General features: G+C 69.7%; 9 protein-coding genes and 1 tRNA gene. 6 read left to right on the top strand and 4 right to left on the bottom strand.

Translation table 11 applies throughout. The annotated features are described in order from the left end of the window. Positions 1–98: 98 nt before the first annotated feature. On the bottom strand, positions 99–629 hold the full coding sequence (locus N177_RS15275; protein ID WP_023433281.1) for a putative pterin-binding protein: 531 nt from the start codon (positions 627–629) through the stop codon (positions 99–101). A gap of 301 nt (positions 630–930) precedes the next feature. Between N177_RS15275 and N177_RS15270 the strand changes: the two genes are divergently transcribed. The 4 genes from N177_RS15270 to N177_RS15255 all read left to right on the top strand — a co-directional run bounded on the left by N177_RS15270 (position 931) and on the right by N177_RS15255 (position 7402). Then, positions 931–2085 (top strand): efflux RND transporter periplasmic adaptor subunit, encoded by a 1155-nt coding sequence (locus N177_RS15270; protein WP_023433280.1) that lies wholly within the window; start codon positions 931–933, stop codon positions 2083–2085. Then, the gene (locus tag N177_RS15265; RefSeq protein WP_023433279.1) at positions 2082–5216 is read left to right on the top strand and encodes an efflux RND transporter permease subunit; all 3135 of its coding nucleotides are present in this window, start codon (positions 2082–2084) and stop codon (positions 5214–5216) included. The genes N177_RS15270 and N177_RS15265 overlap by 4 nt, the downstream gene beginning before the upstream one ends. Positions 5217–5283: 67 nt before the next feature. Then, entirely contained in the window at positions 5284–5673 is a 390-nt protein-coding gene (locus N177_RS15260) for a DUF423 domain-containing protein (RefSeq protein WP_023433278.1), read from the top strand. A gap of 58 nt (positions 5674–5731) precedes the next feature. Beyond that, positions 5732–7402 carry an amidohydrolase gene (locus N177_RS15255; RefSeq protein ID WP_023433277.1) on the top strand — a complete coding sequence of 557 codons (1671 nt, stop codon included), beginning with the start codon at positions 5732–5734 and terminating at the stop codon, positions 7400–7402. A 125-nt stretch (positions 7403–7527) separates the two neighbouring features. Here the strand turns inward: N177_RS15255 and N177_RS15250 are convergent. The 3 genes from N177_RS15250 to N177_RS15240 all read right to left on the bottom strand — a co-directional run bounded on the left by N177_RS15250 (position 7528) and on the right by N177_RS15240 (position 10687). Then, positions 7528–7602 (bottom strand) — tRNA-Val (locus N177_RS15250). A gap of 269 nt (positions 7603–7871) precedes the next feature. Continuing rightward, positions 7872–10271, bottom strand: coding sequence for an endopeptidase La (lon, locus tag N177_RS15245; protein ID WP_023433276.1), 2400 nt, complete (start codon positions 10269–10271; stop codon positions 7872–7874). 11 nt (positions 10272–10282) lie between these two features. Next, entirely contained in the window at positions 10283–10687 is a 405-nt protein-coding gene (locus tag N177_RS15240) for an Hsp20/alpha crystallin family protein (RefSeq protein WP_023433275.1), read from the bottom strand. Between the two features lie 235 nt (positions 10688–10922). On the opposite strand from N177_RS15240, the gene N177_RS15235 reads away from it, so the two are divergent. Both N177_RS15235 and N177_RS15230 read left to right on the top strand, forming a co-directional pair. Continuing rightward, positions 10923–12413: a hypothetical protein gene (locus tag N177_RS15235; RefSeq protein WP_023433274.1), complete on the top strand. Its 1491-nt coding sequence runs from the start codon at positions 10923–10925 to the stop codon at positions 12411–12413. Continuing rightward, complete coding sequence (locus tag N177_RS15230) at positions 12406–13278, top strand: UPF0280 family protein (RefSeq protein WP_023433273.1); 873 nt, start codon at positions 12406–12408, stop codon at positions 13276–13278. The genes N177_RS15235 and N177_RS15230 overlap by 8 nt, the downstream gene beginning before the upstream one ends. Positions 13279–13294 lie beyond the last annotated feature (16 nt).

Genomic DNA, 13294 nt, shown 5'->3' with positions numbered 1-13294 from the left:
AGGCATTGCGCATGACGACGGTGCCGAGCAGGACGAGCAGGCTCAGCAGGACCGTGTAGACGAGGGGCCTGATATTCATTCGACCGCGCCGGCGCCCGCTACTGCGCCCGAAGGACGTGAAGCTGCCAAACAGACACGGCCATGACATCGCCGTTCACGAGCTCGGGGCGGCGTGACCACGGGAACACGATCCAGCAGGGCCCCTTCTCGCGCACGGAGATCGGCATGCCGTCGATCTCGCACGCAAGGAAGGCATCCCAGCTCTCGGCCTTCGAGACGTCGAGATCTGCCCGGTAGTCGTTCAGCGCGATGGCCTGGACGATGTCCGACCTGACGCCGGCATAGCGCAGCACCTTCGCCAGCGGCACTCCCCCGAAGGAGACGACCTTCTGGTCCCACGGTGTCGCGGTGGTCAGGCTTTCCCAACCGAGGGATTTGAGCTCATGGACGCCGAGCACCAGGGTTTCGTTCTGGCGCGGATTCTCGATCCGGACAGTCGCGGCGTTCGCCTCCACTTGCGAAACATCGCCGAGAGAAATGAAAATGACGGCCGCCGCAAACGCGATTCTCGCCAATTTTGCCGCGCGCATGTGGACCTCCCCTGCCTGCAGGACCGACACCTCGATCACCCTCTAATGCGGCTCCCGCGGGTTTCCGCATGCTGAAGAAACGTCCGGACACTCCGACAGCGTAAATTTTGACTTTCCAGGATCTGGCGCAGCCGAGGACGGATCCTTCGGCAGGCAGACGCTCGATGCCCAAGAGCTTGGCCGGCGCCCCGACACATCGGAGGGTCCACCCTCGCTCACTTCACAATCCCGTCACTGCCTGGTCCGGCCTGCGCGTGCCCCCGTTCCGGTCTATACTAGGCTCACGAATAGGGCCGGGCGCGCCATCCAATCCACCAAACGCACCCCCAACGGAGTTCGAATGACCAGCCGGCAGGATCTGCCAAAGGAACAGGAACGACGTCCGGGTATCCTCCGACTCCTGGTCATTCTCGTGTGCGTTGCCGCCGGAGCGGCCGCGGGGCTGTTCGGGAGCGGCGCGGTTCTCGATCACCTCGCGCCCGAGAAGGCCGATGCGCGGGGCAGTGGCGGCCCCGTCGGCCGCACGACCCTCGTGGCGACCACACGGCCGGGCAGCTCCGTCGTCCGTGAAACGGCCGAGGCGGTGGGAACCGTCGAAGGGGTGCAGGCCGTCGAGATCGTGCCGATGGCGGCGGGCCGCGTCGTCGAGATAGCCTTCAGGGCCGGGCAGGAGGTCGAGGCGGGCGAGCTTCTGGTTCAGCTCGACGACCGGGCGCAACAGGCGCAGCTCAAGGAAGCGCAAGCCACACTTGCCGAAGCGCAGCAGGCCTTCGAGCGGGCGCAGGCACTCCAGCAGGGGAACTACGCTCCGGAGGCACGGCTCGAGGAGGCCCGGGCGACGATGCTGCGCGCCGAGGCCGCGGTCGATCGGGCCGAGAACGAAATCGAGGACCGGCGCGTCGTGGCCCCGTTTGCCGGCACGACCGGCCTCGTCGAGGTGACGACGGGCCAGCGGGTCGACACCGGCACCACCATCACCTCGCTCGACGACCTGTCGGAGGTGGAGGTCACCTTCTCGGTGCCGGAGCTGTTCTTTCCGCGTGTGAGGCGAGGCATGCCGGTCGTCGTGACGAGCCGTGCCTACGGCTCACGGAGCTTCGAAGGCCAGGTGAGCGAAGTCGATGCGCGCATCTCGCCGCGGTCTCGCGCCTTCCGCGTCCGCGCGACGATCCCCAACGAGGACGGCTCCCTGCGCACCGGAATGTTCATGTCGATCCAGCTCGTGCTCGAGGAGCGCCAGGCGATCACGGTTCCGGAGGAGGCGGTGATCAGCGAGGGCGATTCCAACTACGTCTTCACCGTCGCGGGCAATCAGGCGGAGAAGCGGCGCATCCGCACGGGGATCTGGCGCGACGGGCACGTCGAGGTCCTGGAAGGTCTTCAGGCCGAGGCTTCGATCGTGACGAGCGGCATGCAGGGACTGCAGGACGGGGCGCAGATCCGGCTGAAGGAAGCCAGCGACGGTGCCGGAGAAACGGCCGCGAGGTCGGGATGACTCTTTCGGAGCTCAGCCTGCGCCGGCCGGTTTTCGCCACCGTCGTGAGCCTTCTCATCATCGTCGGCGGCCTGTCCGCTCTCCTGACGGTCCCGGTCCGGGAGCTGCCGGAGACCGAATCGGCCCAGATCACCGTCAGCGTCGGCTACTCCGGCGCCGCTCCGGAGGTCGTCGACGCCCAGATCACGACCGTCATCGAGGGCGCAATCGCCGGTATTGCGGGCGTCGAGACGATATCGTCCGAGAGCGAGCGCGGCTCGAACCGTACCGTCATCGAGTTCTCCGCCGGACGCGACATCGACCAGGCGGCGAACGACGTGCGTGCCGCGGTTTCGCGCGTCGTCAACCAGCTCCCCGACAGCGCCGACCAGCCGCGCGTCCGCAAGAACAACGACCAGTCGAGCCCGGTCGTGTGGCTCACGCTGACGAGCGACCGGATGACGCCGCCCGAGCTGAGCGACTATGCGAGCCGGTACCTCGTCGATCGTCTGGCGACCGTGGACGGGGTGGCCGACGTCAACCTGTACGGCGAGCGCGCCTTCGCCATGCGGCTGTGGCTCGACCGCGAGGCGATGGCGGCGCGCGACGTGACCGTCGGGGATATTTCCGCGGCCTTGCGTGACAACAATGTCGAGCTTCCGGCCGGCCGGATCGAAACGGCGGGGCGACAGTTCCAGGTCCGGACCGCCACGCGGCTCTCGACCCCGGAGGAGTTCAGCCGGCTGACCGTCAAGACGATCGACGGCTATCCGGTCCTGCTCGGCGATGTCGCCGAGATCGAGCGCGGCGTCGAGAACGACGATTCGACCTTCCGCGGCAACTTCCGGACGGCCCTCGGCCTCGGCATCCTGCCGCAGTCGCAGTCGAACACGGTCGACATCTCCAACGCCGTCCGCACCGAGATCGAGGCGGTTCGGGCGAACCTGCCGGAGGGCATGTCGCTCGAAGTGTCGAACGACGACGCCGTCTATATCAGGAACTCGATCGCCGAGGTCCTGAAGACCCTCGGCATAGCCGTCGTCCTCGTCGTCGCGGTGATCTTCGCCTTCCTCGCCTCCTTCCGGGCGACGATCGTGCCGGCCGTGACGATCCCCATCGCCCTGATCGGCGCCTGCGCCGGGATCGCGCTCTTCGGCTTCTCGATCAACATCCTCACGCTGTTCGCGCTGATCCTGGCGATCGGCCTCGTCGTCGACGACGCGATCGTGGTCCTCGAGAACATCCAGCGGCGGATCGAAGAGGGCGAGGACCGGCTCGTCGCGAGCGCGCTGGGATCGCGGCAGGTGACCTTCGCGATCCTGGCCACCTCCGCGACGCTGATCGCGGTCTTCGTCCCGATCTCATTCCTCCAGGGCCAGGTCGGGCGGCTGTTCTCCGAGTTCGGCCTCATCCTCGCCATAGCGGTCGCCGTTTCGACCTTCGTCGCCCTCTCGCTGACACCCGTCCTCTGCGCCGCGCTCCTGCGCGACACGCCCGAGCGAGGGCTGCTCGAGCGTCTGGTCGACCGCGTGACGGCGCTCACGAACGCGATCTACCGGCGTCTCCTCCGCGGCGCCCTCGCGGCTCCCTATCTCGTAATCGCGATCGCCGCCGTGATCGGCGCAACCTCCGTAGAGCTGTACCAGCGCCTGCCGAAGGAGCTGACGCCGCAGGAGGATCGCGGCGTCTTCTTCGTGTCGATCACGGCGCCCCAGGGCTCCAATCTCGCCTACACCGACCGGGCGACGCGCCAGGTGGAGGAGGTGCTCAGACCCTATCTCGACGACGGCACCGCGACGGCCCTGATCTCGATCGTCGGCCGGTGGGGCGAGCTCCGCCGTGCCTTCGTCGTGGTTCGCCTGCCGCCCTGGGCGGAGCGCGAGCGGAACGTGCAGGACATCATCTCGGAGCTGCGGCCGAAGCTCGGCGCGATCACGGACGCGCGCGCCTTCCCCATCGCACCCGCTGGTCTCGGCCTGCGCGGCGCCAGCAATCCGCTCCGCGTCGTCGTGGGCGGCCCGAACTTCGACGAGGTCGAGGCCTGGAGCGCCACCCTCGAGGAGCGGATGCGCGCCGACGAGCGCCTGACGGATGTCGAGCGCGACTTCCAGGAGAACCAGCCGGGCTTCAACGTCACGGTCGACCGGGATCGGGCACGCGACCTCGGAATCGACGTGCGCACGATCTCCGAGGCGCTGCAGACGCTCTTCGCCTCGGCGGAGGTGACGGAGTACACCGACCGCGGACGCCAGTATCCCGTGATGCTGCAGGCGCGGGAGGAACATCGCAGCACGCCGGCCGACCTTGCGAGCGTCTTCGTCCGCGCGCCGGACTCCGGCGAGCTCGTGCCGCTCAGTGGCCTGATCGAGCTTCAGGAACGCGCGTCCGCCGCCGCCCTGAACCGGCACAACCGCCTGCCGTCCGTCGAGATCCAGGCAGGTCTCGCCGAGGGCACCGACCTCGGCCAGGCGATCGACATCGTGCGGCAGATCGCCGACGCGGAATTGCCGGGCGGGGCGACGATCAGCTTCAGCGGTCAGGCGAAGGAGTTCCTCGAGACCTCGCAAGGCGTGGAGATCGTCTTCGCGCTGGCGTTGCTGATCGTCTATCTCGTCCTGGCCGCCCAGTTCGAGAGCTTCATCCACCCGGTCGTGATCCTGCTCTCCGTGCCGCTCGCGGTATCGGGCGCGTTCCTGACGCTCCTGCTGACCGGAATCTCCCTCAACATCTACAGCCAGGTGGGGCTCGTTCTGCTCGTCGGGCTCGTGGCGAAGAACGGCATCCTCATCGTCGAGTTCGCGAACCAGCTGCGCGACGAGGGCATGACGGTCCGCGAGGCGATTCTGGAGGGGTCGGTGCTGCGGCTCAGGCCCATCATGATGACGGTGATCTCGACGCTGCTCGGCGCCCTGCCCCTCGCCATCTCGACCGGCGCCGGGGCGGAGGCGCGCACGACGATCGGCCTCGTCATCATCGGCGGCTTCGCCCTCGCCTCCTTCCTCACGCTCTTCCTGACGCCGGTGCTCTACGACCTCCTGGCCGGCTACTCCAAGCCGCGCGGTGCGATCGAGAAGCGGCTCAACGCGGCGCTCGGCGAAAGCGGCGGAGTGACCGGCGGAAAGAGCGACGCTCGGCCGCAGCCGGCCGAGTGAGCGCCCGTTGGGCAAGACGGCGGCGGCGCGATATCACGTCGGAAAGTGCCTCAACGGGAGCCGTCCGATGCCCCTCCTCTCGCGACTGCTGACCTTTCTCGCCGGAATAGAGGGTGCAGCCGGCGTCGCCCTCGCGGCGATCGCGACCCATGCGGCCGGTGGGGAGGTGCTGGCGCTCGGGGCCCAGTTCCTGATCCTCCACGCCGCCGGCGCCGTCGCGACCCTCGCCCTGGCGGCGCGGGGGACCGGCGCCGCGCGGGGCCTCATGACGGTCGCGGCGGCCGCGATGCTCCTCGGTGCGGCGCTCTTCTCCGGCGACCTCGCCATGCGCGCGCTGGCCGGGACGAAGCTCCTCTGGGGCACCGCCCCCTATGGCGGCTCGACGATGATCGTCGGCTGGCTCGCCCTCGGCGTAGGCGGCCTTCTCGGCCGGCGCGGCCGCACCGGGAGCGATTGACCGGCAGCCGCCTCGCGGAGGAGAAAGGATCTTCCGCAATCCTCCGAGGAGCAACCGGATGACCACCCCAGCCGATCTCGTCGTCACCAATGCGCGCGTCATCACGATGGACGACGAGACGCCGAGGGCGGAGGCTGTCGCGATCTCCGGCAACCGCATCGTCGCCGTTGGCTCGGACGAGGAGATCGCCGCGCTGGCCGGGCCGGACACGCGCCGCCTCGACGCCGGCGGCCAGACCGTGCTGCCGGGGTTCAACGAGGCGCATATGCACCTCTTCACCGGCGCGGCGGAGCTTCCCCACCTCCACCTCCACGGGGTGCACGGCTTCGAGGCGCTGAGCCGGGCGGTGACGGACTATGCGACGGCGCATCCCGACGAGCGCCTGCTGATCGGCCAGTCGGCCGACTACACGATCCTGTCCGACAGCGAGCCGGTGACGCGGCACCATCTCGACCGCATCCTCCCGGACCGGCCTTTCATCATGTACGCGCCCGACCATCACACCGCCTGGGCGAACACCGCGGCCCTGGAGGCTGGCGGCATCCTGAAGGGCCGCGACGTCGGCGTCGGCAGCGAGATCGTCATGGGCGAGGACGGCCTCGCCGCGGGCGAGCTGCGCGAGCCGCCGGCGATCATGCCCGTCGCCCGGCTGAGCGAGACCGGCGGACGCGAACGGCTGGGCCTCGACACGGGCGGCGAGCCCGATCCCGCGCCCTCGCCTGCCGAGCGCGAGCGCGACCTGCAGGTCCTCAGAGACGGCCTCGCCTATTGCGCACGGCACGGGATCACCTCGATCCAGAACATGGACGGCAACCTCTATCTCCTCGAGCTGCTCGAGGAGTTGCATCGCCAGGGCGAACTGAAGGCCCGCGTGCGCGTGCCGCTGCACATGAAGAACTTCACGCCGCTCGAGGACCTGGAGAAGGCGGTGGCGTGGCGGGAGCGCTTCGCCGACGACATGCTGCGGTCGGACTTCGTGAAGGTCTTCATGGACGGCGTCCTCGATTCCTGGACGGCCGTGATGCTCGACGATTACGCGGATCGACCGGGCTGGAAGGGCGAGCCGCTGTTCCAGCAGGAGCATTTCGACCGGCTGGCGACGGAGGCCGACCGCCGCGGCCTGCAGATCGCCGTGCACGCGATCGGCGACGGCGCGGTCCGCATGGTGCTCGACGGCTACGAAGCGGTCCGGGAGGCGAATGGCAACCGGGATTCGCGCCACCGCATCGAGCATATCGAGGTCGTGCATCCGGACGACGTGAGCCGGTTAGGCTCGCTCGGCGTCGTGGCGTCCGTGCAGCCGGTGCACCCGCCCGGCTCCGCCGGACTGCCGCTGCAGCCGACGGTGTCGCGCATCGGCGAGGCGAAATGGCCCTATGCCTACGCCTGGAAGACGTTGAAGGACGGCGGCGCACGCATGGTGTTCGCGACCGACTGGCCGGTCTCGCCGATCGATCCGATGCACGCGATCCGCGAGGCGCTGAACCGCAAGCCGTGGAAGGAAGGCCTGCCCGACCACCGGCCGACCCTGCACGAGGCGCTCGCCTCCTACACGCGCGAGAGCGCCTGGGTGGAGTTCATGGAGGACCGCAAGGGCAAGCTCGCGCCGGGCTACCTCGCCGACCTCGTCGTGCTCTCGGGCGACGTGGAGCAGGCGCCGGTCGAGACCCTGCACGAGATTCGGCCGGTGACGACGATCTGCGACGGGCGCATCACCTACCAGGCGTGAGAGATCGGGGCGCGGCGGCACATGTCGCCGCGTCCGGCTCGGCCGGGACATGCGACGCCGGCCGGCGCACGGTCACCGGCGGCGGAGCTCGCCTGTGGAAAAGATGTGGATCGCGGGGGGAAGAATGGTGGGCGTACGTGGGATTGAACCACGGACCTCCTCGATGTCAACGAGGCGCTCTCCCGCTGAGCTATACGCCCTGAATTCCGCCTTGCCGTCGTCGGCCAGCGAAGCTGCTTAGCACCACACCCGGGCGGCGTTGTCAACGTACCGTCACGTCGCCGCTGTGCAGCGACCGGCGGGCACGGGCGCCCGTCCGGAAGCGGTGTCGATATATCGCCCCCCGAAGGGCCACGCAAGTGCCGATCGCAAGGTCGCGGGCCGCCTCTCCGCCCTGCCCCTACGGAGGCAGCGCGGACGGTGGGGCGAAAGGGCCGGAGCGGGCTTCCCGCCCCGGCCGCGCCTTCTGTCACTCCGCGGCCGCCTTGCGAGGTTCCTCGAGCGCCGCCTCGATCGCCTGGTCGACCCGCTCGAGCCAGACGAACTCGAGGCGGTTGCGGGCGTCCTCGGGGATCTCCTCGAAGTCGCGCCTGTTGCGCGCCGGCAGCATGACGCGCGTGAGACCGGCGGCGGCGGCGGCCACCACCTTCTCCTTGATGCCGCCGACCGGCAGGACGAGGCCCCGGAGCGAGATCTCGCCCGTCATCGCCGTGTCGCTCCTCACCGTGCGGTTCGTCAGCAGCGAGACGAGCGCGGTGAACATCGCCACGCCGGCGCTCGGGCCGTCCTTCGGCGTCGCGCCGGCCGGCACGTGGACGTGGATGTCGCTCTTCTCGAAGACCGCGGGATCGACGCCGAGGTCGTCGGCCCTGCTCTTCACGAGCGTCATCGCGGCCTGCGCGCTCTCGCGCATCACGTCGCCGAGCTGTCCCGTCAGGATGAGCGAGCCCTTGCCCGGCGCCCTGGTCGCCTCGATGAACAGGATGTCGCCGCCGACGGGCGTCCAGGCGAGGCCCGTCGCCACGCCCGGCACGCTCGTGCGCATGGCGACCTCGTTCTCGAAGCGCACCGGCCCGAGGATCGCCTCGAGGTCGGCGGACGAGATTCGCACATGGCCGGTCTCCCCTTCCGCAATCCGGACCGCCGCGTGGCGGAGCGCCCGGCCGATCTCGCGCTCGGCATTGCGGACGCCGGCCTCGCGGGTATAGCCGCGGATGATCCGGCGCAGCGCCTCGTCCTCGATCTCCGCCTGCTCCGCCTTCAGCCCGTTCGCCTCGAGCTGCCGGCGCACGAGGTAGCGCTTCGCGATCTCGAGCTTCTCGGCCTCCGTGTAGCCGGCGAGCGAGATGATCTCCATCCGGTCGAGAAGCGGGCCGGGAATGGTGTCGAGCATGTTCGCCGTGGCGATGAACACGACGCGCGACAGGTCGTAGGGCACGCCCAGATAGTTGTCCCGGAACGTGGAGTTCTGCTCGGGGTCGAGCACCTCGAGCATCGCCGCCGACGGGTCGCCCTGGATGCCGCGGCCCATCTTGTCGATCTCGTCGAGCATCATCACGCAGTCGCGCGACTTTGCCTTCCGGATGCCCTGGATGATGTTGCCCGGCAGCGCGCCGACATAGGTGCGCCGGTGGCCGCGGATCTCCGCCTCGTCATGCACGCCGCCGAGGGAGACGCGCACGAACTCGCGGCCCATCGCGCGGGCGATCGACTGGCCGAGCGAGGTCTTGCCGACGCCGGGCGGGCCGACGAAGCACAGGATCGGCGCCTTGCCGCTCGGGGCGAGCTTGCGCACGGCGAGGAATTCGACGATCCGCTTCTTGATCTTCTCGAGGCCGAAATGGTCCTCGTCGAGGATCCGGCGCGCCTCCTGGATGTCGATCGTCTTCGGCTCGGGCTCCTTCCACGGCAGCTCGATCAACCAGTCGAGATAGGTGCGGATCATGCCCGCCTCGCCGGCAGCCTCCGGCATGCGCTCGTAGCGGCGGAGCTCCTTCCTCGCCTGTTCCTCGACCTCCTTCGGCATGCCGGCTTCGTCGATCTTCGCCTGGAGCTCGGCCACCTCCTCGCCCTTGCCGTCGCCTTCGCCGAGCTGGCGCTGGATGGCGGCCATCTGCTCGCGCAGCACCGCCTCGCGCTGGCGCTCGTCGAAGGCCTGCTTCGTCTGGCGGCCGATCTCCTGCGACAGGCGCAGCACCTCGATCCGCCCCGAAAGCAGGCGCGAGACCTTGTCCATCCGAGCCGGCAGGTCGACCGTCTCGAGGATCTCCTGCTTCTCCTCGGGCTTCAGGTCCATGTAGGCCGCCGAGAGATCCGCGAGGGCGGAGGCGGAATCGACGTTCTGCACCGCCTGGACGAGCTCCTGCGGCGCCTGCGGCAGGAGCTCCAGCGCCTCGACCGCCTGGCGCTGCAGGTTCAGGAACCGCGCCTCGACCTCAGGCGGCGTCGCATCTGGTTCGTCGATCTGCCGGAAGAAGGCGGCCGGGAACGGCGCGCCCGGCAGGAAGTCGAGAAGACGCACGCGGCTGACGCCCTGGCAGACGACGTGATGCGTGCCGTCGGGCGCGGTGATGTAGCGCACGATGTTGGCTAGCGTCGCCACCCTGTGGAGGTCAGCGGGCTTCGGCTCGTTCACCTCCGGGTCGCGCTGGAGCACGACGGCGATCGGCCGCTCCTCGCGCACCGCCTGCTGGACAGCCGCGACCGAGGCCGGCCGGCCGATCGTGAGCGGCGCGACGATGCCGGGGAAGAGCACCATGTTGCGCACCGGCAGCACGATCAGCGCGTCGGAGGGGATCTTCGGCCCGTTCTGCGCGCCCGCGGCCGCCTCGCCGCCGTTCGGTCTGTTAAAATCGTTCGTATCGGACATGGTTCGGCCTCCTAGCGGGCCTTCGTCAGGGTGAACACGAGGCAGCCGTTCCCGGCGCCGTGGCGCACGGCGTAGCGGCCGGGCGGCAGCGGAATGCGCCGCTCGAAGCGGCCCTGCGGCAGCTCGAGCCGGTGGATCACGGCGTTCCTCAGCTCGGGCGGGAGCACCCGGTGCCCCGCGACGACGAGGACGCCGTCCTCGATGCGCGCCTCGATCTTCTCCGGGTCGACCCCCGGCAGGGCCACGTGCACGATCACCTCGCGATCCGTCTCGATCATGTCGATCGGCGGCTCCCAGGCGGGTGCGCGGGCGCCGCCGGCGGCCCGGAGCTGGAAGAACTGCTGCTGCATGCGCTCCGCCCTGGCGAGCGATTCGAGCGCTTCCGCCAGCATCCAGTTCGCGCGATCCCTCGCCATCTGTGCTCCTCGCGGTCGGGTTGTTGCGTTGCGTGCTATATGGTTGCTCCGGTGCCACAATGCAGGGGCCGCGCCAGAGGTGCCGGCCGCGCCGTGGAGGCATGGCCCTACGTGCGGAGCCAGACCGGGCCGTGCCGGAGCGACGGCACGCAACGCACGAAAGCGCGTTGACAGGCTCCGGCAGCGGCATATTGTTAGCGTACAAACGTAATTCGAGATCGGCAGAGTGCCCGTCATGGCCCCCGAACCGACTGCTGCGGCCAAGGCCGACGACAAGATCCGCTGCGATGCCTGCCCGGTGATGTGCTACATCAAGCCGGGCGCGGTCGGCGCCTGCGACCGCTACGCCAATCACGACGGCGAGCTGGTGCGGGTCGACCCGCATGTCCTCCTCGAGCGCACGCTCACGCAGGGCGGCGACGTCGTCGCCTTCAACGAGCCCGCCGAGGAGTGGGACGGCGACATCATGCCCCGCGCCGACCGTTTCGTGACCGCGATCGGCGCCGGCACGACCTATCCCGACTACAAGCCCGCCCCCTTCATCGTCTCGGCCGCGGTCGAGGGCGTCGACATGGTGACGGTCGTGACCGAGGGCATCTTCAGCTACTGCGGCGTGAAGGTGAAGATCGACACCGACCGCTATATCGGGCCGGAGACGAAGCCCGTGCGGGTCGAGGGCGAGATGATCGGCCACGTGACGAGCGGCGAGTACGGCTCGCAGATGCTCTCGCTCGGCGGCGTCCACCATTTGACCGGCGGATCCAAGAAGGAGGGCCGCGTCACCTGCCAGGCGCTGCTCGACCTCTGCAACGGCAGGCCCGTGGAGCTGGCGATCGACGAGGGCGCCTCGGTCGTCGTGCAGGCCGGCAAGCCACCGGTCGTGAACGGGCAGACGGAGCACCGGATGCGCGTCGGCTGCGGCTCGGCGACGATCGGCATCTTCGCCAAGCAGTGGCACGGCAAGGTCGACGAGGTGGTCGTCGTCGACGACCACATCACCGGCGTCCTCTCCGAGCACCAGGCCGGCAAGCTCCTCGACATCCCGCCGACCGGCATCAAGATGAAGGGCCGCCGCTCGACGCCCGGCCGCTACTTCCAGGTCGCCGAGCCCGGCACCGGATGGGGCGGCACGAACATCTCCGACCCGCTCGAGATCCTGGGGCCCTTCGACGCGAAGGTCGCCTATCCCGGGCTGCGCCTGCTGATGGTCTCGACGACCGGCGAGAACGCCGCTTACTACGAGCTCGACGAGGCGCTGAGGCCGATCGAGAAGGAGATGCCCGCGAACCTGATCGAGCCGGTGGAGCGGATCTCCGAGAACTGCGAGCCGGCGCTCTCGACCGTCGTGTTCATCGGCGGCGCCGGCGGTTCCTTGCGCGCCGGCGTGACGGAGAACCCGGTCCGCCTCACCCGCTCGGTCAAGGAGTCGCTGACGCGCGTGACCTGCGGCGGCGCGCCCGTCTATGTCTGGCCCGGCGGCGGCATCACCTTCATGGTCGACGTGACCAGGCTGCCGGAGAATTCCTTCGGCTACGTGCCGACGCCCGCCCTCGTGGCGCCGATCGAGTTCACGCTGCGCCTGTCCGACTACGAGGCGCTGGGCGGCCACATGGACCATGTCCGGCCCCTCGCCGCGCTGACGGGCGACAGCCGGCGGCACGTGCCGCACATCGCGGGCAATCCCTGGCCCTTCGGGCCGAGCAGCCCGCCGTGGCTCGGTGGCTGAGCCGGCGCCCAGGCCCGAGCGGACGCCGCAGGCAGCCCTCCTGCCCGACGGACGGCGCCTGCACCTGCAGGACGGGCCGATCGACCTGATCGTCGAGGCCTCGGGCGAGGCGGACGCCGTGAAAGCCGCCTATCGCGCCGCCACGAAGCGCCTGCACGGCCTGCTCGACGGGCTGTGCCTCGAACTGCCCCTCCTGCGCAGCGCCTGCGGCGCTGTGCCCGACCATCCCGTCGGCAAGCGCATGCACGCCGCCGTCCTCCCCTACGCGTCCGACGGCTTCATCACGCCGATGGCGGCCGTCGCGGGCTCCGTCGCCGACGAGATCCTGAGCGCGATGATCGAGGCCGCGCCGCTCGCCCGCGCCTATGTCAACAATGGCGGCGACATCGCGCTGCACTTGGTCCCCGGCGAGACGTTCCGTGTCGGCCTCGTCGACCGGCCCGAGCGGCCGGGCCTCTTCGGCAGGAGCGAGATCCGCGCCGGGGACGGGGTTCGCGGCATCGCCACGAGCGGCCGGCGCGGCCGCAGCTTCTCGCTCGGCATCGCCGACGCCGTCACCGTCCTTGCGGCGACCGCCGCCGAAGCCGACGCCGCCGCGACCGTGATCGCGAACGCGGTCGACCTGCCGGGCCACCCGGCGGTGACGCGCAAGCCCGCGCGCGAGCTGCAGCCGGATTCAGACCTCGGGGAGCGTCCGGTGACGGTCGAGGTCGGGCCGCTCGAGCCCGACGAGGTGGCCGCCGCGCTCGACACGGGGCGACGTCTGGCGGAAGAGTTCGTGGCGCCGGGGAGGATCCGCGCCGCAGCGCTCCACCTCGCCGGCCGGACCGTGATCGCCGGCGCGATGCCGAGACTGCTTTCCTGAAGGGAGGACGAGAAGA

Source organism: Lutibaculum baratangense AMV1 (genome assembly GCF_000496075.1).
Lineage (GTDB): Bacteria > Pseudomonadota > Alphaproteobacteria > Rhizobiales > Tepidamorphaceae > Lutibaculum > Lutibaculum baratangense.
Note: the sequence above shows the minus strand (reverse complement) of the source record. Positions and strands in the feature narration are given on the sequence as shown.

What these genes read in the sequence shown, in the direction of transcription:
- N177_RS15270 (WP_023433280.1), top strand. Translation starts at nt 931, where the DNA reads ATGACCAGCCGGCAGGATCTGCCAAAGGAACAGGAACGACGTCCGGGT.
- N177_RS15265 (WP_023433279.1), top strand. Translation starts at nt 2,082, where the DNA reads ATGACTCTTTCGGAGCTCAGCCTGCGCCGGCCGGTTTTCGCCACCGTC.
- N177_RS15260 (WP_023433278.1), top strand. Translation starts at nt 5,284, where the DNA reads ATGCCCCTCCTCTCGCGACTGCTGACCTTTCTCGCCGGAATAGAGGGT.
- N177_RS15255 (WP_023433277.1), top strand. Translation starts at nt 5,732, where the DNA reads ATGACCACCCCAGCCGATCTCGTCGTCACCAATGCGCGCGTCATCACG.
- lon (WP_023433276.1), bottom strand. Translation starts at nt 10,271, where the DNA reads ATGTCCGATACGAACGATTTTAACAGACCGAACGGCGGCGAGGCGGCC.
- N177_RS15240 (WP_023433275.1), bottom strand. Translation starts at nt 10,687, where the DNA reads ATGGCGAGGGATCGCGCGAACTGGATGCTGGCGGAAGCGCTCGAATCG.
- N177_RS15235 (WP_023433274.1), top strand. Translation starts at nt 10,923, where the DNA reads ATGGCCCCCGAACCGACTGCTGCGGCCAAGGCCGACGACAAGATCCGC.